The 20,180-nt window shown below is 60.2% G+C and carries 19 protein-coding genes; 12 read left to right on the top strand and 7 right to left on the bottom strand.

The window, feature by feature from the left end:
* Positions 1-206: 206 nt before the first annotated feature.
* Complete coding sequence (locus DW913_RS05690; protein ID WP_117797871.1) at positions 207-1,046, bottom strand: metallophosphoesterase; 840 nt, start codon at positions 1,044-1,046, stop codon at positions 207-209.
* A 253-nt stretch (positions 1,047-1,299) separates the two neighbouring features.
* On the opposite strand from DW913_RS05690, the gene DW913_RS05680 reads away from it, so the two are divergent.
* The 3 genes from DW913_RS05680 to DW913_RS05670 all read left to right on the top strand — a co-directional run bounded on the left by DW913_RS05680 (position 1,300) and on the right by DW913_RS05670 (position 5,484).
* A complete protein-coding gene (locus tag DW913_RS05680; protein WP_117797869.1) occupies positions 1,300-2,901 on the top strand; it encodes a potassium/proton antiporter in 1,602 nt (533 codons plus the stop codon).
* A gap of 226 nt (positions 2,902-3,127) precedes the next feature.
* Positions 3,128-4,252, top strand: coding sequence for a 3-phosphoserine/phosphohydroxythreonine transaminase (serC, locus tag DW913_RS05675; protein ID WP_117797867.1), 1,125 nt, complete (start codon positions 3,128-3,130; stop codon positions 4,250-4,252).
* A 68-nt stretch (positions 4,253-4,320) separates the two neighbouring features.
* Positions 4,321-5,484: a phosphoglycerate dehydrogenase gene (locus tag DW913_RS05670; RefSeq protein WP_117634994.1), complete on the top strand. Its 1,164-nt coding sequence runs from the start codon at positions 4,321-4,323 to the stop codon at positions 5,482-5,484.
* Positions 5,485-5,831: 347 nt separating this feature from the next.
* Here the strand turns inward: DW913_RS05670 and DW913_RS05665 are convergent, their stop codons facing one another.
* The gene (locus tag DW913_RS05665) at positions 5,832-6,881 is read right to left on the bottom strand and encodes a hypothetical protein (protein WP_117797866.1); all 1,050 of its coding nucleotides are present in this window, start codon (positions 6,879-6,881) and stop codon (positions 5,832-5,834) included.
* Between the two features lie 142 nt (positions 6,882-7,023).
* Between DW913_RS05665 and DW913_RS05660 the strand changes: the two genes are divergently transcribed.
* Positions 7,024-8,256, top strand: a complete 1,233-nt coding sequence (locus DW913_RS05660) for a M20 family metallopeptidase (protein WP_233542008.1) — start codon at positions 7,024-7,026, stop codon at positions 8,254-8,256.
* A gap of 39 nt (positions 8,257-8,295) precedes the next feature.
* Positions 8,296-8,985, top strand: a complete 690-nt coding sequence (locus tag DW913_RS05655; protein WP_117797864.1) for a DUF1015 family protein — start codon at positions 8,296-8,298, stop codon at positions 8,983-8,985.
* A gap of 129 nt (positions 8,986-9,114) precedes the next feature.
* On the opposite strand, the gene DW913_RS05650 is transcribed toward DW913_RS05655, so the two are convergent.
* The 3 genes from DW913_RS05650 to DW913_RS05640 form a co-directional block, all read right to left on the bottom strand.
* Complete coding sequence (locus DW913_RS05650) at positions 9,115-9,750, bottom strand: histidine phosphatase family protein (protein WP_117563979.1); 636 nt, start codon at positions 9,748-9,750, stop codon at positions 9,115-9,117.
* 17 nt (positions 9,751-9,767) lie between these two features.
* Positions 9,768-10,310, bottom strand: coding sequence for a histidine phosphatase family protein (locus DW913_RS05645; protein ID WP_055252053.1), 543 nt, complete (start codon positions 10,308-10,310; stop codon positions 9,768-9,770).
* Between the two features lie 83 nt (positions 10,311-10,393).
* Positions 10,394-11,065: a nitroreductase family protein gene (locus tag DW913_RS05640; RefSeq protein WP_158566199.1), complete on the bottom strand. Its 672-nt coding sequence runs from the start codon at positions 11,063-11,065 to the stop codon at positions 10,394-10,396.
* Positions 11,066-11,300: 235 nt separating this feature from the next.
* Here DW913_RS05640 and DW913_RS05635 point away from each other — a divergent pair, with 235 nt between their 5' ends.
* Positions 11,301-11,903, top strand: coding sequence for an HdeD family acid-resistance protein (locus DW913_RS05635; RefSeq protein WP_117797862.1), 603 nt, complete (start codon positions 11,301-11,303; stop codon positions 11,901-11,903).
* Positions 11,904-12,386 carry a DUF188 domain-containing protein gene (locus DW913_RS05630; RefSeq protein WP_055252057.1) on the top strand — a complete coding sequence of 161 codons (483 nt, stop codon included), beginning with the start codon at positions 11,904-11,906 and terminating at the stop codon, positions 12,384-12,386.
* A gap of 129 nt (positions 12,387-12,515) precedes the next feature.
* Here DW913_RS05630 and DW913_RS05625 read toward each other — a convergent pair whose 3' ends face one another.
* The gene (locus DW913_RS05625; RefSeq protein ID WP_117797861.1) at positions 12,516-13,610 is read right to left on the bottom strand and encodes a putative manganese transporter; all 1,095 of its coding nucleotides are present in this window, start codon (positions 13,608-13,610) and stop codon (positions 12,516-12,518) included.
* A gap of 171 nt (positions 13,611-13,781) precedes the next feature.
* Here DW913_RS05625 and DW913_RS05620 point away from each other — a divergent pair, with 171 nt between their 5' ends.
* The 5 genes from DW913_RS05620 to DW913_RS05600 all read left to right on the top strand — a co-directional run bounded on the left by DW913_RS05620 (position 13,782) and on the right by DW913_RS05600 (position 19,602).
* A complete protein-coding gene (locus tag DW913_RS05620) occupies positions 13,782-14,750 on the top strand; it encodes a 3'-5' exonuclease (protein WP_117797860.1) in 969 nt (322 codons plus the stop codon).
* Positions 14,751-15,390: 640 nt separating this feature from the next.
* Positions 15,391-16,512 (top strand): hypothetical protein, encoded by a 1,122-nt coding sequence (locus DW913_RS05615; protein WP_147349632.1) that lies wholly within the window; start codon positions 15,391-15,393, stop codon positions 16,510-16,512.
* Between the two features lie 389 nt (positions 16,513-16,901).
* Positions 16,902-17,267 (top strand): helix-turn-helix transcriptional regulator, encoded by a 366-nt coding sequence (locus DW913_RS05610; RefSeq protein ID WP_117634970.1) that lies wholly within the window; start codon positions 16,902-16,904, stop codon positions 17,265-17,267.
* A 63-nt stretch (positions 17,268-17,330) separates the two neighbouring features.
* Entirely contained in the window at positions 17,331-17,549 is a 219-nt protein-coding gene (locus DW913_RS05605; RefSeq protein WP_006235433.1) for a cation transporter, read from the top strand.
* A 100-nt stretch (positions 17,550-17,649) separates the two neighbouring features.
* The gene (locus DW913_RS05600) at positions 17,650-19,602 is read left to right on the top strand and encodes a heavy metal translocating P-type ATPase (RefSeq protein WP_117797858.1); all 1,953 of its coding nucleotides are present in this window, start codon (positions 17,650-17,652) and stop codon (positions 19,600-19,602) included.
* 95 nt (positions 19,603-19,697) lie between these two features.
* Here DW913_RS05600 and DW913_RS05595 read toward each other — a convergent pair whose 3' ends face one another.
* Positions 19,698-20,075, bottom strand: a complete 378-nt coding sequence (locus DW913_RS05595; RefSeq protein WP_117776889.1) for a metal-dependent transcriptional regulator — start codon at positions 20,073-20,075, stop codon at positions 19,698-19,700.
* Positions 20,076-20,180: the final 105 nt, after the last annotated feature.

Raw genomic sequence — 20,180 nt, 5'->3', positions numbered from 1 at the left:
CAAAAAAGTCTACTCACTTAGCCAGCGGGCAGCCAAAAAAGAACCGTCGCAACGTCGTTTGACTCCGTTGCGACGGTTTTTCGAGCATTTTCGCACTGCCGAGGACGCAGACGCTCCTCATTTCTCGCGCTTACCGAGCAAGAAGGCGCTATTCTCCGAAAGTAGTCAAAAAAGCTCCGCCCCAAATTAGCTACCCTTTGCACCGATTATTCGCCTGGGTTGATGTTCGCATAGAACTCGGCGCCGTCATCAAGGCGCAGGATACCGACGCGACCGAACTCGGAGCCGGTGGCGGCAGCGCAGTCGATGTCGATGCGATCGGGCACACCGGCGGCATCCTCGCCGCCCAGGCGCACGATCTGCCCGCGGCCCGACTCCTCATCGAGCCCCGCAAGACCACCGACCTCGCAATAACGCCCGAGCGACACCGTTGGCGTGTGACCGCTCACCACGACCGGACCCTTGCCCTCGGCAGAAAGCAGCCCGGTCGGCGCATCCCAATAGCCGTGACGAATCCACAGCAGGTCATCGGCCGACTGCACCGCGAGCATCTGCTGCAGCAGCTCGCGATCGGCACCCACCGCTCCAACGCCATCGGCACAATCGACGCCATGCTCAAGCAAAAACGCGCGCGCCGCCTTCATCTCGATTCCAGCATGTACCAGCAGATACGGGCGCTCCTCGGTCTCGGCCACCGCGTAGAGCGGCAGCGCGGCCATCCATCGCACGAGCTCCTCGTATGCGTCAAATTCCATGTCGTTGAGCTGCTCGCGCGTCGTCCAGCCACCGTTGATATCCCAGGTCTCGGCATCGAGCGGATCCTGGCCAATGATGGCATCGAGCATGATCTGCTCGTGATTGCCCTTGAGCACGCGGGCGTTGGGCAGCGAGCGCACGAGCTTAATAACGCCGACCGGATCGGGCCCGCGATCGATCATGTCGCCCAACACGTACAGCGTGTCGTCGGACGTCAACGAAATCTTGGACAGGGCCTCGTCAAGCGCACGCACGTGCCCGTGAGCATCAGATGTCACATAGATCGCCATGGTACGCCTCTCCTTGCATTGCGGCCAAAGCCCGGCGCCGCAACTAAAACTTCAAGTTGAACTTAAACGTTACCCATTGTACTCCGTTGCAATAAAGCTGGAAAGGGTTTCCGAGCAGAGGCAAAGACGGCAGCCGTCTATGACGATATCGCGCACGCCCGCAATCCAACCCCATAAACCCACCATCTTTGGGTACAAATAACCGCAGACAACTAACCGTGCCACGCCAACCACCCAGGAGCGGACACCATCCATGAACCAGATCCTTCTTTTTATCGGCCTCGTCATCATTTTGTGCCTGACCATCAAACCCGTCGGCAAAAAGCTCCCCTTCCCCACCCTGCTTATCTTTATCGCGCTCGGCATGCTGTTGGGCGTCAACGGCCCGGCGCATATCGACTTTAGCGACTACGCACTCACCGAAACCGTCTGCAGCACGGCGCTATTGTTCATCATGTTCTACGGCGGCTTTAACACCAACATAGACCGCGCCAAGCCCGTCGCCGCGCCGGCGGTGCTGCTGAGCACGCTCGGCGTCGTCATCACCGCAGGCATTACCGGCGTGTTCGCCCACTTTGTGCTGGGCTTCGACTGGATCGGCGGCCTGCTGCTGGGATCGGTCGTGGCGTCGACCGACGCGGCCAGCGTCTTTAGCGTTCTGCGCGAGCACAGCCTTTCGCTGAGGGGCGGCACCGACTCGCTGCTCGAGGTCGAATCGGGCTCCAACGACCCCGTCGCCTACATGCTCACCGCCGTGCTCGCCACACTCGCAGCCGGCGGCGACATCAACATTCCCACACTGCTGGCCAAGCAGATTATCCTGGGCGTGGGCCTGGGCCTTGCCATCGGCTGGGCGGCGGGCCACCTGATTGAACGCGCACACGCAACGGCCGAGGGCGCGCAGACTATCTTTTTGTTCGCCGTGGCGATCGTCGCCTACGCACTGCCGAGCTACCTGGGCGGCAACGGCTTTTTGGCCGTATACCTGGCAGGCATTGTGCTGGGCGCGAGCGACATCACCGGCAAGGTCGAGATGGCGCACTTCTTTGACACCCTTACCGAGATGGCCGAGATGACCATCTTCTTTTTGCTGGGCCTACTCGTCACGCCCGCGCGCCTGCCGCAAATGCTGCTACCCGGCCTGGCACTCATGGCGTTTATGCTCTTCGTGAGCCGCCCCATCGCCGTGGGCCTGCTGCTGGTGCCCTTTAAGACGAGCCCTCGCCAGGTTGCGCTCGTAAGCTGGGCGGGCTTGCGCGGCGCGGCTTCGGTCGTCTTTAGCCTCTTTGCTGTGGTGGCCGGCGTTCCCGGCGGACACGACCTATTTGACCTGGTGTTTGTGATTGCCGTATCGAGCATTGTGGTGCAGGGTTCGCTACTGCCGGCGGTGGCGAAGAAACTCGATATGATCGATGCGGCCGGCGACGTGCGCCGCACCTTTAACGACTACCGCGACGAGGACGGCATGTCGTTTGTAAAGCTCAAGGTGGGCGCTGGCCATCCGTTTGCCGGGCGCTCGCTCGCCGATATTGGCAGCGCGACGGACATGCTCGTGGTCTTGGTGCTGCGCGACGGGGCGCACCCGGTACTGCCCAACGGCGATACCGTCATCGAGGAAGGCGACCTTCTGGTGATGGCAGCCCCAACGTTCGAAGAGCGTGCCGAGGTTACGCTGCGCGAGGTCACCGTGACGCCCCACGGTCGCCTGGCCGGTCAGCGCCTGCGCGACGTGCCGCAGGGCAAGCACCCGTTTATCGTGGTGATGCTCAAGCGCGAAGGCCAAACGATCATCCCCGACGGCGACACCCTCATATACGCCGGCGACGAAGCCGTCATCGCCACGCTCGCGTCGTAGCGGCCAGGGGTTAGCTAATTTGCGACGAAGAAATCAAGCGCCTAGAGAACCTCATGCCTTCGCTCGCAGATTTGGATTTGCCCGAGGAGTAAAGCACCCCTCCCCCATGTAACCATCCTGTAAATCATAGCGGCGCACTCGGGTTTTGCTGTGATTCGGTCGCGCCTGACGCTCCACTGTGCTAAAGTATCCCGAACGTTCAAACGACTACGAGGGGAACTAGAAGATGGCACGTGTGCACAACTTCTCAGCTGGCCCGGCCGCGCTGCCCACAAGCGTGCTCGCCGAGATCGCCGACGAGATGATAGACTACCGCGGCTGCGGCATGTCCGTGCTCGAGATGAGCCATCGATCTAGTATGTACCAGCAGATCATCGACGACGCCGAGGCAACCCTGCGTCGCCTGCTGAGCATCCCCGACAACTACCGTGTCCTGTTTTTGCAGGGCGGCGCCACGCTGCAGTTTGCGGGCATCCCCATGAACCTTATGCGCTGCGGCCGCGCCGGCTACGTCGTGACCGGCAACTTCGCCAGCAAGGCGTACCAGGAGGCCGCCAAGTACGGCGAGGCGGTGCTGCTCGCGAGCTCCGAGGAAACCAATTTCGACCGCATTCCCACCATGGCCGACGTCAACGCGCGCATTGCCGCCGAGGCCACGGGCGACGGGCTCGACTACGTCTACATCTGCCAGAACAACACCATCTTCGGCACCATGTTCCACGAGCTGCCCGATTGCGGCGACGTGCCGCTGGTCGCCGATGTCTCGAGCTGCTTTTTGTCGCAGCCGCTCGACGTCGAGCGCTACGGACTCATCTACGCCGGCGCTCAGAAAAACGCCGGCGCCGCGGGCGTGACCGTGGTCATCGTGCGCGACGATCTCATCGCAGATGGCCCCGCCTTTGCGCAGACGCCGCAGTACATGGACCTTAAGACCCAGGCCGCCAAGGGCTCCATGCTCAACACGCCCAACACCTTTGGCATCTACGTATGCGGCAAGGTGTTCCATTGGGTGGAGCAGACCGGCGGACTTGCCGCCATGGCCGAGCGCAACTGGGCCAAGGCCAACCTGCTCTACGACCTGCTCGAGCACAGCGAACTGTTCCATGGCACCGCGCAGCCCGACAGCCGCTCCATCGCCAACGTCACCTTCCGCACCGGCGACGCCGAGCTCGACGCGGCCTTTGTCGCGGGCGCGGCCGAGCACCAGATTCAAAACGTCAAGGGCCATCGCCTGGTGGGCGGCATGCGCGCCAGCGTCTACAACGCCGTAACCATGGAAGACGTGCAGGCACTGGCCTCGTACATGAAGGACTTCGAAGCGCAGCATAGTTTGAGTCCGCGATCTAACTAGCCCGCAACCCGCGGGCCGACCAGCCACTTCAAACCATCTGTTTAGACAAACCTGCTAAGGAGTTTTTCATGCGCAAGATCAAAACCATCGACGACATCACCAAGGACGGTAAGGTCGAGTTTGGCGAAGGCTACGAGTTTGTGGGCACCGCCGAGGAGGCCGACGCTATCCTGATGCGCTCCACCGACCTGCACGGCTACGAGCTGCCCGAGGGCATCCGCGCCATCGCCCGCTGCGGCGCCGGCGTCAACAACATCCCCGTCGAGGAGTACGCCAGAAAGGGCGTCGTCGTCTTTAACTCCCCCGGTGCCAACAGCAACGCCGTCAAGGAGCTCGTCCTGGGCATGCTGGTGCTTTCGAGCCGCGGCGTCGTGCAGTCGATGAACTGGGTGCGCAACAACGCCGACGACCCCGAGATCCAGGTCGATGCCGAGAAGGCCAAGAAGGCCTTTGTGGGCCGCGAGCTCAAGGGCAAGCGCATCGGCGTCATCGGCCTGGGCAACGTAGGCTCCAAGGTCGCCAACGCCTGTGTCGACCTGGGCATGGACGTTTACGGCTACGATCCGTTCATTTCCGTCGAGCACGCGTGGGTGCTGAGCCGCGAGGTGCAGCGCGTGGGCACGCTCGAGGATCTGTGCCGCGGCTGCGACTACCTCACCGTGCACGTGCCCAGCAAGGCCGATACCATCGGCATGATCAGCACCGAGCAGATCGACCTGCTGGCCCCGGACGCCGTGCTCATCAACTACGCGCGCGAGACCATCATTGACGAGGACGCCGTCGACGCCGCCCTGCGCGCGGGCAAGCTCAGCTGGTTTAGCTGCGACTTTGCCACGCCCAAGACCGTCAAGATGCCCAACACGTTTATCACCACGCATTCGGGCGCCGGCACCGGCGAGGCCGAGGCCAACTGCGCCGACATGGCCATCAGCGAGCTCAAGGATTACCTGGAAAACGGCAACATCGCGCACAGCGTCAACTACCCCGCCTGCAGCATGGGCAAGGCGCGCGCCGCAAGCCGCATTGCCTGCCTGCATGCCAACGTGCCCAACATGATCGGCCAGATCACGGCCATTCTCGCCAAGGACAACGCCAATGTGCAGCGCATGACCAACGAGTCCGCTGGCGAGAACGCCTACACTATGTTCGACACCGATGAGCACCTGGACGGCAGCACGATCGAGGCGCTCAAGCAGATTCCGTCGATGTATCGCGTGCGCGTGATTAAATAGCGCCGGTGCCAAGCCTGCCAGACAGACCACGAAGCCCATTCGCCCCCCGTTTTCACGAAACGGGGGGCGATTTTGTTGCTCCGGACGACTTTAAAATGATACCCGGAACAAGTTTTTTCAGATAATCGATAGTGAGGCTCCAGTCGCTAAGCACACCCGCTTTGATAAACAGCTTTATCAGGGACTTTAGTAGGTAAAAATCGGTCTCTATGTGCCGAATGTAAGTTGACTGTCTATTTTCCGAAACAACTTATTCTAGATAGCATTTTTAGGGTCCCTCCAAGGCAAAATTGAAGCCTTTTTGCGACCAGAACTCTAGCTCGCGCTACCGTTTACCCACCGCGCGACTACATTCCCGCCCAATCGATAAAAATCTCCTCACGAAGCCGCCGTTCGAGCTCCTGCTGTCGCGGCGTCTTGTCTTTCAGCGGCACATCGAGATAGGACATGATGAGCTCCATCACCACGCGGAAGGCATCGAAGTCGGCCAGCTGACCATAGGTCATCAGAACGACGGGATATCCCATGGCTTGCAAGGCCGTCGTTCGATCGGAGTCCGAGATCTTGTATTCAATGGATCCGTGAATGGCTTTACCTTGGCATTCAACCAGACACTCTCGGCTGCCGTCCTTATTTGCCAGCAGGATATCGGCATAGCGCCTATCAAGCCCCGAAATCAGGCGGGCGCTGCGCGTCATACGAATCTCAACGTTATTGGTAAGGCTCAGCCCTTCGCCGCCGCGCAACCTCGTAAGGCCAAACAGCATCGAAGCCTGGACCTCGAGCGGCGATGCTGCCACCCCCGTAATGCATTTCGCGGCTCGTATGAACGATTTAGCGCCGCGGAGCCCCCGGACCTTATCGACGAACTCTATAAGCTCAGAGAGCTCGATCAAGGGAGGTCGTTTCCACAAGTCCGTTGGATTCCCCGAGACATCCTTTACGTTTTCCCAGCCCGACCGTGCGTCACTCCATCGGCTCCCATATGCCTGCTCAAGTGCCGACTTTACCTGAGGCGCAATCTTGCACACGGCAAAGGTGCCGCACATCTCATACATGCACATGATTAGACGCTCGTTTGAGACCGAGGAAGCCAGGGTCAGCAGGGTAAAGAGCGGGGACGCGACATCGAGGCCAAACTCCGTCTGCCGCACGGAATCAAACGGCCTCTCCCCGTTCCAAACATGCCTGACAATGCGATCGCCCTTGCGCCCGCAGACGCCCTGCGCCAACACGTGTAACGGGGTGCCCAGGAAATGCTTGACGAGCGGATGCTCACATAGGTGCTCCCTGCGCGGATCGTCCGCAGAATCGGGCAGGTCCGGCATTATTGCCAAGACCTGTGGGGGTATCCGGTGATACCGAAAGGCAGATATGTCGCACAGCATGTCGTCCATGAAGGGTACGTACCCACCGCGTCGTTTGTAAACCCGCCTGGACGGCAAACGCGCTGGCTCGGCCTGCGAACGGTAAATACCGCTGCGCGCACGCCGCGGATCTCTCAAGAGGCTTACAATCGGTTTGGAAAGCAGACTGATTGTGAGGTTGCATATGGTTGATGAGGACTTTGCCTGGCGGCTTGCGCAGGAGCTCGTGCGGATCGACAGCTCAGACCCGGGCGCGTATGAGGATGAAATTGAGCGGTATATCAAAGCGCTGGTTGAGGCTCAGCTGGAGCGGTTGAGTCATCCGGTGCTTCATGCCGTGCAGGTTGAGGAACTCGAGGTGCTGCCCGGGCGCCGCAACCTTAAAGTCACCGTGCCGGGCCAAAGCGACGAGCCGCGGCTGATCTATATCTGCCACATGGATACCGTCACCTTGGGCGATGGCTGGGACGCAGACATCGCACCGCTTGGGGCGGTTGTGCGCGACGATAAACTCTATGGCCGCGGTGCCTGCGATATGAAGGGTGGCCTGGCCTGCGCCATTGCCGCACTGGTCCATACGCTCGAGCGCGTGGCGGCGGATGGCGCGCTGCCACGCCGCGGCTTTTCGCTCATCTGCTCGGTCGACGAGGAAGACTTCATGCGCGGCTCAGAGGCCGCGATCGATGCTGGCTGGGTCGGCTCGCGCGAATGGGTGCTGGACACCGAACCCACCGACGGACAGATCCAGGTGGCGCACAAGGGGCGTACGTGGTTCGAGATCGAGATGGCCGGCGTCACGGCTCATGCAAGCCAGCCTTGGAAGGGCGCCGACGCCGTCGCCGCCATAGCCGAGGTCGTGCGTTCGCTTCGTCGCGCGTTTGCGGCGCTGCCCGCGCACGATGAGCTGGGGCCTTCGACCATCACGTTTGGCCAAATCGAGGGCGGATATCGCCCCTACGTCGTACCCGACCGCGCCAAAGTTTGGGTCGACATGCGCCTGACCCCGCCGACCGATACGGCCGCCGCAATCAATATGGTCGAGCATGTCATCGCCGTCGCCGAAGCCACCGTTCCCGGTTGCCATGGCAGCTACACCGTGACGGGCGACCGCCCCGCCATCGAGCGCAACCCGAACTCTCCCCTTCTAGCAGCGCTCAAGCGTGCCGCCGATGACGTAACGGACGCGGACACGACCGTCGGCTTCTTTACCGGCTACACCGATACCGCCGTCATTGCCGGCAAGACAGGCAACCGCAATTGTATGAGCTACGGCCCCGGCTCGTTGGCGCTCGCGCACAAGCCCAACGAGTATGTGTCCCATGCCGATATCGTTCGCTGCCAAAACGTGCTCATCGCGCTTGCCGATAACACGCTCTGGGACGCAAGCGGCCAAGTTGGGGCATAATAAGCCGCGAACAAACCGACTCGCGCGTTAGGACCGTCCATGAAAGCTCTTCCGTTTCCCTGCATCCGCCCGGCTCAGGACCGCGTGCTCGAGGCGCTGCCTGCGATGGACAGCATCCTGAGTGACAGCGGAGCCCTGCGCGGCGCGATTACCGATGGGCTTATGCTCAAAGATCCGGGCGCGGCGTATTACGTGTACGAATGCTCCGGAGAGCCGGGACGCGTGACGGGTGTCGTGGCGATTTGCCCGGTTAACGTGCTGACGGGCGGCGACGAGGCTGCCGCCGAGAGCATCGACGCACTCGCCACCGCGCGCGCGATCGCCGAGCTCAAGGTGCAGCCGCGCCCCGTGTCGCTCGCCTACGAGGCGTCGCCCGTCATGGATATCATTTTGAGCGCTGCCAAAGAGGGCGCATCGCTCTACGCCGTCACCGATCCCGCGGGCGTCACACATCGCGTGTGGGAGGTCAAGCGCGAGGACGCCGTTGCCGCCATCCGTGCCATGCTCGATCAGGCGCCCGACCCGGTGTTCGCCGGTGACTCCGCCTATGTCGCCGCACTGGCTGGGGCATCGCAGATTCTGGCCGACGAGGCCCGCGCTGCCGGCGCCTACTCTGGCAAAGAGCCGTTCAACTTTGCTGTAGCCGTGCTGTTCCCCGCCGCGCAGGTCAGCGGCAGCGCGCCGCAGGTTCCGACGGGTCTGCTCACTCACCAGGTCTCACGGTTCTAGCGAACTCAAACGCTAAGCTGGAAAACCCAGCATCCAAACAAACAAGGGGCGGAGATGCAGCAAACGCATGCACCTCCGCCCTTTTCGCATCAAACAATTACGCCGGTAAACCGGGCCGCAACGTCAGCGTTATCCACGCTGCGGACCTGCCGCCGCCACGAGCGGCTCTAGCCCCAGCTCGCGCGCGTAGTCTTCCTGCGTAAAGACTTCGACCAGTTCAAACGTATCGGCCGCATCGTCAAACGCAAAATGCAGCACTGAGCAGTTGCCCGGCACGCGTTCGCGCTCGTCGGCCGCCGCGCCCCGCACGTGGTCCAAAAACTCCTTGATAGCTGAGCCATGACTTACCGCGAGCACGCACGTATGGTCCGGACGCTGCATAAGATCGGTCAGCGTCGCCACCATGCGCGTGCGCACCTGGATCTGGCCCTCGCCGCCAAACTGCCGATAGAAGTCGCGCCACGGGCGCTCGGGCATAAGCATCACGCGCTCGGCCTCAAAGTCGCCAAAGAACCACTCACGCAGGCCGTCCAGGCGCTCGTACGCCAAGCCCGGCCACAAGTTGGCGATAGTCTGCTCGGTGCGATGAAGCGTAGAGGTGTAGGCATGATCGGGCTCAATGCCGCGCGCACGTAAAAACATGCCGGCGCGCGCCGCCTGGTCGCAACCCAACTGCGTAAGCGGCGAGTCACTCCACCCCTGAATGATACGCTTAAGGTTGAATATCGTCTGTCCATGACGGACCAGATACAGATCTTTATTCATAGGGGTCCTTTCGTTCGTTACCAACCCAAGAGCGAAAACGCCCCGTCGCAATAGCCAAAATGAAGCACGGCACCGTTGTCGGGTAGCTCTCCCCCGCCAGTCACATACTCAAGAAACTCCTGGCAGGCTGAGCCGTGGGAAACCGCCAGCACGCAGTCGTGCTGCGGCCGGGCCATAATACGGGACAGCGCCGCGACCATGCGCGACTGAAGCTGCACTTCCGACTCGCCGCCAAAGGCCACCGGATAATCGCCCCAGGGCTGCGGCGGCATCTCGCGATTTGATGTGCCCTCCAGCGAGCCAAAATGCCACTCACGCAGGTCATCGACCAGCTCAATGGAACGGCCCTCGCCAACGATAAGCTCGGCCGTATGCCGCGCCCGGCCCAACGGCGAGGAATACACATGATCAAAGGCCACGCCACGCGCCGCAAACGCCGTACGCGCCGTCAGCGCCTGCTCGCGCCCGCGCGCCGTAAGCGGCGAATCGTGCCAGCCCTGCAAAATGCTCTGCACATTGAGCTCAGTCTGCCCATGCCGCACCAAATACAGATCTGCCACACACCCTCCCCTCGTACCACCACAAAGGGGACAGGAGCCTTTGTGGTGATTTTGCCGCCGGATTGCACCGCAACGACGCACAACTACAGCAGCACGTCGGCAAGCGGACGCTTGGGTACGTGGTGCACCTGCGCCTCGTCGCGCCAATAATTGATGGAGCCGTCGGGGTTGGAATCGATCGCATCGATCACCTGTGTCTCGGCCGGAACGCCAAACGCCATGATCAGCTTGAGCTCATACTTGTCGTTATTGAGCCCCATGGCTTCGATCGCGCGGGGCGTAAAGGCCTTGAACATGCAGGCTGCCACCTCGGGCGTGGCGCTGCGGGCGGCGAGCATCATCGTCTGCGCGGCAATGCCCGTGTCGACCTCGGTAATGGGAGCGGCAGGCTTGCCCGGAACGGCGCGCTCGGCCAGAATCGCGATATAGCCGGTCGGGCGCTCGCCCTCGGCAGGACCCGGCCAATCCTTAAACGCGCCGGCCCATGCAAGCTCATCAAATACACGCACGCAATCCTCGGCACCGCTCACCACATGAAAACGAAGACGCTGAGCATTGGCACCACACGGGGTCAGGTGCGCCAGCTCCGCCAGCTCAAGCAAAAACTCGCGCGGCACGCGCATAGACTCGTCAAAACGGCGGCACGTACGGGCACGACGGACCAGCGCATCAAACGCGTCCAAGCCGAGCTTTTCGCAACCCTGCCCTGCCATCGATTCGACACTCGACGGTGCCTCGGGAACTGCTTCGTTCATAGGAACCCCCAATACAAGCCAATTGTCCTTAGGAAAATCTAACCTAAAACGTAGGCAATAACGAACAGGGCTGCAATGTTCTACACCTGTTGAATAGAAAATCGCGACGTGGGGAACAACGGGAACAATTCGGGACCTTTGGGTTACGTTTCGCCTTCCCCGACCCATACGCCAGCGCCTTTAGGCGATACTGGTTGTGACGATCAAGGCTTACGCCGCACGGAAAGGAGACATTATGGGCATCTTTAAGAACGATGACCAAAAATCGAGCCAGTTTGGATTTGACGAGAAAAGCATGGCGGGCAAAGCCGTCAAGGCCGTACGCTGGATCTACGCCATCACGGGCGTCTTAGCACTCATTGCTGGTATCGCGCTGCTTTTTGCACCCGCCAAGTCCCTCGTCTTTTTGACGACCGTCCTGGGTTTTTACTTTGTAATCACTGCTGCCATCAGACTGTTCACTGCCATTTTTGAGCCGCTGCTGCCCACCGGCTGGCGCGTGACGAGCATCATCTCCAACCTACTCATTATCTTGGGCGGCGTCATAATCCTGCGCAACCAGGCCTTCTCGACCGCGACGCTCACCACGATGGTGGTTATCGTGGCCGGCTTTGGCTGGATTGTCGAAGGTGTCATGTCCATTCTGGAGTCCGAGCTTTCGTCCAACCGCGCCCTCGCCATCCTGAGCGGCGCACTTTCCATCATCGCCGGCATGTTCGTGTTTATCTATCCGCTGTGGTCGGCCAAGATGCTCGTCATCTTTAGCGGCGCCGCGCTGCTGGTGTTTGGCGTAACGCTGATTGTTCGCGCTATTCAATTTGGCAAACTGGTGCACTAGATGCCGCGAACGCTCTTTATTGATGCCGACGCCTGCCCGGTCACGCGCGAGTCGATTGACTGCGCGCGGCGGGCGGGCGTCGCCGTTGTTATCGCCGGCAACAGCACGCAAAACCTGGAACGGCACATTCGCCGCGACGACCCGCGCGATGCCGAGCACGCGCGACGCGGCTTTTGGGTCACGACGCTCGACGTGAGCGTGGGCGCCGACAGCGCCGACTTTGCCATTGTCGAACGCCTGCAGGCGGGCGACGTGGTCGTGACGCAGGACATTGGCTTGGCGAGCATGGTGCTCGGGCGCGATGCCGCCGCTATCGGTGTGCGCGGGCGCGTCTACGACAAAGCAACCATCGACATGCAGCTGTTTATTCGCCACGAGGAAAAGAAGGTACGCCGCGCCGGCGGACGCACTCGCGGTCCGGCAGCATTTACCAGCGAAGACCGCGCCCGCTTTAAACGCAACCTCACCGAGTTGCTGCACTAACCAAGGTAGATTTTTGGGACATGCCTAAAAATCTACCTTTTTGTTTTGGCGATTGACGCGCAAACGCCCAAGTCATGGCGGTGGATTTTATGGCATGTCCTAGTTTTACGGCATGCCCCAAACATCCACTTAGAACCCAAAGGCGGAAAGGATAAGGCCCCAGCCCGCGCCGATGATATACATCATGATCAGAAACACAGCGTTTTCGCGGGCGCTGCGGTTGGTGCGGAACAGCACCAGGTAGCCCACGCCAGCGGAGATAAGCGTGCCGGCGAGCATCGGTGCCAGCTGCAGCGCGCCTTCCAGGTACAGCTGCGTGATGACGACGCTGGCCGAGCAGTTGGGGATCAGGCCGACGAGTGCCGAGCCCAGGACCGCAAGCGTCTCGTTACCGCGCAGGAACTGCTCAATCGCCGATTCGCCGAACGTCTCGAGCACGGCAACCAGAATCAACGTCACTAGAAAAATGAATACCGAAACCTGCACGGTGTGAGAGATCGCGCTGCGGATAATCGACACGACGGGCGCACCTTCTTGTGAGTGGGAGTGACCGTGGCCATGATGGTGTTCATGATCGCCCTCATGACCGTGATCGTGGCCATGTCCGTGTCCGTGTTCGCGCTCGTCCTCGTCTTCATCGCAACCGCAATGGTCGCGCTCGCATAACTCGTGGATGTGGTCGGCGCCCACGCCCGCCTCGGCCACCTCGTCGATGATGTCACCGCCGCTGTGGTCGTCATGCGCGCAGTTAACGTGCGCCGGATTGACAGTGGTCCCCAACACGGTACGACGAATCGCCGCATGCGCGCGGGCGTTGCGACGCAGACCGCGAATGGCGGCATCTACGATAAAGCCCGTGACCAGTGCGATAAGCGCTTTCGAAGCCAAAAGCATCGCCATAGTCTGCACGGGAACCTGCTCGGCAAGTAGCAGCGGCAGCATCTCGTCGGAGGTCGAAAGGAACACCGCCACCAACGTGCCCAAGGTCACGACACGGCCGGCGTACAGCGTTGCTGCCATGGCCGAAAATCCGCACTGCGGCACAATGCCCAGCAGCGAGCCAACCACGGGACCCGCAGCGCCGGCGCGCTTGATAGCGCCGTTGACGCGGTCGCCCGCAACGTGCTCAAGTGTCTCGAGAGCAAGATACGTCACCAACAAAAACGGCACCAGCGACAGCGTGTCCTTGCCGGCGTCGAGCAGAATATCAATCAGTAAATCCATGACGGATGGAACCTTTCGTGTCTTTCGGCAGCATTGTAAAAGTCCTAGCGGTCAACTAGGGTATTGTAGTTGTCCCGGGCGCGGTGCCAATAGTTGCCCATGGTAAACTATCATCTCGCCACAACTCAGTAACCCCGAGCCGCGCGACGCGGCCCGTCCAAGGAGCAGCCTATGAACGTTTCGCAAGCACTTGAATACGAGCGCCAGCCGTTTATTCCCATGTTTATCTATGGCGACCACGGTGCCATGGAGTCCGAACGCCAGAAGGGCGAAGAGGCCCTCAAGGTGCTCGAGACCGAGTATTTTACTGCCGAGGACGACCCCGGCTTCGACTTTGCCACCGTGCGCGACCTGGCCGACCGCAACCGCGACCTTTGCGACCAGATTGGGGAGGCACGCCTGCGCAATGTGACGCCCGCGATGCTCTCGCGCGGCCTGTCCGACGCCGACACCTGCGCCGCCATCGGCAAAATGCAAAAGCGCACCGCCGCGTCCGTTATGCGCGAGATCCGCGGTGACCGCGACGCGCTCGGCGTGGCCTACGCCCGCAAGCCCATCCAGGGCACCGTGCTCGGTGTCGACATCGAGACCACCGGCCGTGCACCCGAACGCGGTTATATCATCAACGTCGGCTGGGAGATCATGGAACTCACCAGCGACGCCATCCCGCACGACGCCGAGGCGCACTACTGTGGCCTGCCCGACATCTACCGCGGCGAGGATGTACCGCTGTCGAATATCCACCACATCACCTGGAACGACATCGACGGCAAAAAGCCGTTCCGCGAGAACAAGGAACTGCAGAAGCAGCTGCTCAAGCTCATGAAGAAGTACCCGTACATGGCACACAACGCCGCGTTTGAGGACAGCTGGTTCAAGATCCACCTGGACGGCTACGCCGAGGCACGCCGCGCCGGCAAGATCATCGTCATCGACTCGCGCCAGATCTGCCGCAGCCTGGACGCCGACGTGCGCTCGCTCCCCCGCGAGTCCGCCCCAGCCGCGCTCGAGAACTGGGCGCGCCGCCGTGGAACCCTCGCCGCCGACGCCAACGAGCAGCACCTGGGCTTGGACGACACCGACCTCATGCTCCGCACCGTCCAAGCCGAGTTCAACCTCAAGAACCTATTCGCGAAATAACCGATCCATCTGCGGGAGCGCCTGCCAGGCACAGCGCAATCCGTCTGGGCACACCGGCACGCAGTAAACTAGGGCGCAGCCTTATGGCTGCACCCTAGTTTTCATCAAAACGAGCAAATACGCGTGCTTCACATAGTCGGCAGGTTGGCCCACCTACATTTTTCGAGTTGTTCGGCCAGCTGAACCACTAGTCAAGGCCCCTTGAACCGCAATCGAGCGCTATAGTCGCCCCAATTTCGCAACCAAGCCCTATAAATCTACCTGAATCAATTCGAATAGGACGTTGCGATCGCACCATTCGTATAGGATAAGGCCGAATAACTCAAATTATGTTGGTGAGGCATCTGAGCGGTCGGCAAAAACGCTTAGAAGCTACGAATCCGCAACTAAAGTTCACCAAAATGGGGCAGCCGACAGAAACCTCCCCAGCCGAAGCTGCCCCCCCTCAATACGACAGCTCAAAAACCCACCGTTCGCAGAAGATAAGCCGCGCCCCAATACCGTTGCCCGAAGTTTCGAGCGTATATGGCGTCCGCTATGCCATCATGCGCGTATGGGAATCGTTCTGTCACATACCACGGCACGCGCTGTATACCAAACAGTCAACTCGCTCGCAAGCCACGCGACCGATCCCATATCTATGGAAAAGATCAAGGTGTCTGCGCCGACCACGTCCAACCTGGAAGCGGCGCGAGCATGGCTCAACAGAAAGAATGCCGATTCTGAAAGCATCCATGTGCTGACGTTTTCCAATAATGCCAAAAGGCACCGCAAGGGCTGCATCTGCCACTGCACGCGCTATACGTTTGATGCAGAAAGCTACCTAGAACTCGAGCCGAACGTCTACATCGTCGATATCAAGCTGTGCGCGTTAGAAGCAGCAGCCGACCTCAACCTTTCGGAGCTCGTTGAGTATTACTTTGAAATCTGCGGCTCCTACGCGCTTGGAACGTCCGACGAAACTCAATATCGCGAGCGCCCAGCCCTAACCAGCGTTGAAGAGCTCAGAGCCTTCTTTTCAGAGGCATCGGGGTATCGTGGATCTAATAAAGCACTTAAGGCACTTTCTTATGTACGCGAAGGCTGTCGCTCCCCACTCGAAACGGCGTTTGTCATGATGCTGACAATGCCCAAGTCAATGGGTGGCTTAGCCATACGCGCTATCAAAACGGACTATCCGATCCCAGTCCCCAAAAGATACGCCGCCCTAACGCGACGGACGGTTTTCTACCTCGACGCGCTGCTCGAAAATTCGATGACCGATATCGAATACAACGGCTTTTACCACGACGAGCCCGAACAGCAATCAATTGACGAGGAACGCCGAAACACGCTGCGAAACATGGGATATGCCGTTATCACAGTTAGTCGTCATTCGTTTTTCAAGCAGTCCGCTTTTAGGCGGGTCATGGAAGCGATTCGCATTCGCGAGAAGATATGGCCCGGTCGACTCCCGGATAACTTCGCCATCCTGCAAGAAACTCTTCGTCAATTTGTCTTGCGGCGCTACTTCGAATACGGTCGCCGCGTCCTGGAGACACTCAAAGAAGAAGAGGCCGCCAAGCGCGAAATTGCAAGCCAATATCCGCAAGCTGATGACCCGAGCATCAACGATGTACCAGAACCCGACGACATGCAACACGTCGGGGCCCTTGCTGAGGAAATCAATGGGCCTTGGGAATGCGACATGTTCGCAAAAATCGATGAAAACCGCACGGAAGACGACACGATTATTGATCTAATTGAGAATTCGCTCTTCTAAAGGCGATCTCTGCGGATGTCCACCTACATTTTTCGACTTATTCGGCCACCGATGTGCCAGATTGGCTGCAGCAATGCTCAATATAACTTTAGATAAAACTGATTCTGCAGGAACTCCCGTAGAGGAAGAACTGATTCTCGCGGTATTCAACACGATAAAGTACAAATATGAACAGTTCTAATGCTTCTCAAGGTGGCTTTCTTAGCATGCTGGCCGAACATCTCGAAATATGTTGGCGAGCATTGCGTCGATGTCTCCCAACCCGCAGAAAATCACAGAGGCGGCAAGCAGTCATCGAAATTAACGTAAATTGTATTGACATATGAACATGCGCTCATATAATCGGAAGTAAGTTATATGAGCGCATGTTCATATGAAAGGATATTGCAATGAGCATCCGCGTTGATGAAACGAAACCCGACATCGAGGCCACCGAGCCCGTGATTCCCACCAGCTGCTCGCCCGAGGACCTTCCCGACGAGGAGCTGTTGTACGACCTGGCCGACCTGTTCAAGGTCTTCAGCGACACCACACGCATCAAGATTCTCTATGCCCTCATGGGTCGCGAGCTCTGCGTGGCTGACATCGCCGAAGCGACCGCGACCTCGCAGTCTGCGGTGTCGCACCAGCTGCGCACGCTTAAGCAGTCGCACCTGGTCAAGTTCCGCCGCGACGGCCGCAACATTCTCTACTCGCTCGCCGACGATCATGTCTACACCATGCTCAACCAGGGCATGAGCCATATCTGCGAATAGCAATCAACCACGGTATCAGCGCGGCCGGCACCCAGACCGCTAACACAGGGAAAGGAACCCACCATGAAAAAGCAGTTTAAGCTCGACGAGATCGATTGCGCCAACTGCGCGCGTGAACTTCAGGACGAGCTGGCTAAGCTCGATGGCGTCAAGTCCGTTTCGGTCAACTTTATGACCCAGAAGCTGACGCTCGAGGCCGACGACGCCGAGTTCGACGAGGTCCTGGACCGCGTCGTTGAGTTCACCGCCGATGCCGAGCCGGACTGCGAGATCATTCTCTAGCCCAGGTTTACGCCAACCTGCAAGGCCGCGCTTGCCGCGGCCTTTGCTCGCGAAATTATATGAGCGAGTGTTCATACATTCAAATGGGAGGATACGAGTCATGGCCACCGCCGACCCCAAAAAGGAAAAGAAGAAGCGCAAGAAAAAAGAGTCACTCGAGCATAAGCGCAACCGCATCCTGGTAGCGCTAGGCATTTTTGCCGTGGTGTACGCCCTCGATGAGCTCGGCACCCTCACCGCCGCATTCGGCACCCCGGGCGACATCTACGCCAGCTTTGTGCTGTTCCTCGTGCCGTTTTTGATTGCCGGCTACGACGTACTGCAAAAGGCATTCAATAACATCTGCCGCGGCAAGGCCTTCGACGAGAGCTTCCTCATGGCCGTCGCGACCATCGGCGCGTTTGCCATGGTGCTCTTCCCCGACACCGACCCGCACATGGCCGAAGGCGCCGCCGTCATGCTGTTCTACCAGGTCGGCGAGCTGTTCCAGGCATACGCCGTGGGCAAAAGCCGCAAGTCGATCAGTGCCATGATGGACATCGCGCCCGACTACGCTAACGTCGAGCAAGCCGACGGCACACTCGAACAAGTCTTTCCCGATGACATCGCCGTCGGCACCGTGATCGTGGTCAAGCCCGGCGAGCGCGTGCCTCTCGACGGCGTCATCGTCGAAGGCGAAACCCAGCTCGACACCGCCGCGCTCACGGGCGAATCAGTCCCCCGTCCCGCCAAGACCGGCGACGACATCATCAGCGGCTGCATCAACATGACGGGCCTCATCCACGTGCGCACCACCAAGCCGTTTGGCGAATCCACCGTCGCGCGCGTCCTGGAACTCGTAGAGAATGCCAGCGAAAAGAAGGCGCGCACCGAGAACTTCATCACGCGCTTCGCCCGCGTCTACACGCCCGCCGTCACTGGCGCTGCCGCGGTGCTCGCGCTTGGCGGCGGCCTGGTGACTGGCGCTTGGTCCGATTGGATCCTGCGCGGCCTGACCTTCCTGGTCGTCAGCTGCCCGTGCGCCCTCGTGATCAGCGTACCGTTGAGTTTCTTTGGCGGCATCGGCGGCGCGTCCAAGCTGGGCGTTCTCATCAAGGGCTCCAACTACCTCGAGACGCTCGCCGACGTGGACACCGTCGTCTTCGACAAAACGGGCACCCTCACCAACGGCACGTTCTCAGTCGTCGCGGTGCACCCCGAGGCTGGCCATACCGAACAATCGTTGCTTGAAGTCGCAGCCCTTGCTGAATCGTTCTCCGATCACCCCATCGCGCAGTCCGTGCGCGACGCCTACCAGGGCGAGGTCGACCCCAAGCGCGTGAGAGACTCCGCCAACGACGCGGGCCACGGCGTGACGGCAACCATCGACGGCAAGCGCGTCGTCGTTGGCAACGCCAAGATGCTCGCCACGGCCGGCGTTGAAGCACCGGACTGCGAGGTTGTCGGCACGATCCTCCACGTGCTCGTTGACGGCGTGTACGCCGGCCACATCGTGATTGCAGACACCGTTAAGGCCGATGCGGAGCAAACGATTCGCGACCTGCATGCCGCCGGTATCAACCGAACCGTCATGCTCACGGGCGACCGCGAGGAGGTTGCAGCGTCTGTGGCCAAGCAACTCGGTCTCGACGAGTTCCACGCGCAGCTCCTGCCGGGCGACAAGGTCGAGCGCGTTGAGGCGTTGCTCGCGGCCGAAAGTGGCAAGGGCAAGCTCGCCTTTGTCGGTGACGGCATCAACGACGCGCCTGTGCTTACGCGCGCCGATGTGGGCATTGCCATGGGCGCCATGGGCTCGGACGCCGCGATCGAGGCCGCCGACGTGGTGCTGATGGACGACAAGCCGTCCAACATTTCCCGCGCGATCCGCGTGGCGCGCAAGACCATGACGATTGTTTGGCAGAACATTATCTTTGCGCTGGGCATTAAGCTGCTGATCCTTGTGCTGGCAGCGCTGGGCATCGCCAATATGTGGCTTGCCGTCTTTGGCGACGTGGGCGTGGCGATCATCGCTATCCTGAACGCCATGCGCGCGATGGGTGTCAAGAACCTGTAGCGCCTGTGGTCCCGGCCTGCGGTAACGTTGCTGGCGGTTCTTGGGCATCGCTTGCTGGCGGGGTTCCTTGTCTGAGTTGGACTTGGTTGGCGGGGCTACTGGTCCCGGTCGCTGTCCCGTCCCAGCATCGCCCTCAGCTTCTCGAAGCTTTCCTCGCTCAGGCAGTGCTCCATGTGGCAGCCCTCTTGCGACGCGACCTCAGCCGAAACACCCGCATCCTCCAGCAGCCCCACGAAAAAGCAGTGACGCTCCCACATTTGGCGAGCGACCTCCAGACCACGCTCCGTCAGATGAACGTCGCGCTTGCCCATTTCGACATAGCCGTTGCTTTCCAACGTCGCCATGGCCTTGGAAACGCTCGCCTTGGTTACGCCGAGGTACTCCGCAACGTCGATCGAGCGCACGGTGCCCTGACGTTCCGACAGAACGTAGATCGATTCGAGATAGTCTTCTCCGGATTCACGTAGGGCCATGGGCCGCCTTTCGCGATGATTGCTAGTTAGCCTTTGGATACTTTCCTTGGCTTACTTTACCGCAAAAGTTGACCATGTCTTACTGCATTGACCAAAAAGTTAGCC

Source organism: Collinsella sp. AM42-18AC, from assembly GCF_003467965.1.
Lineage (GTDB): Bacteria > Actinomycetota > Coriobacteriia > Coriobacteriales > Coriobacteriaceae > Collinsella.
This window is presented reverse-complemented; position numbering and strand designations above follow the sequence as displayed.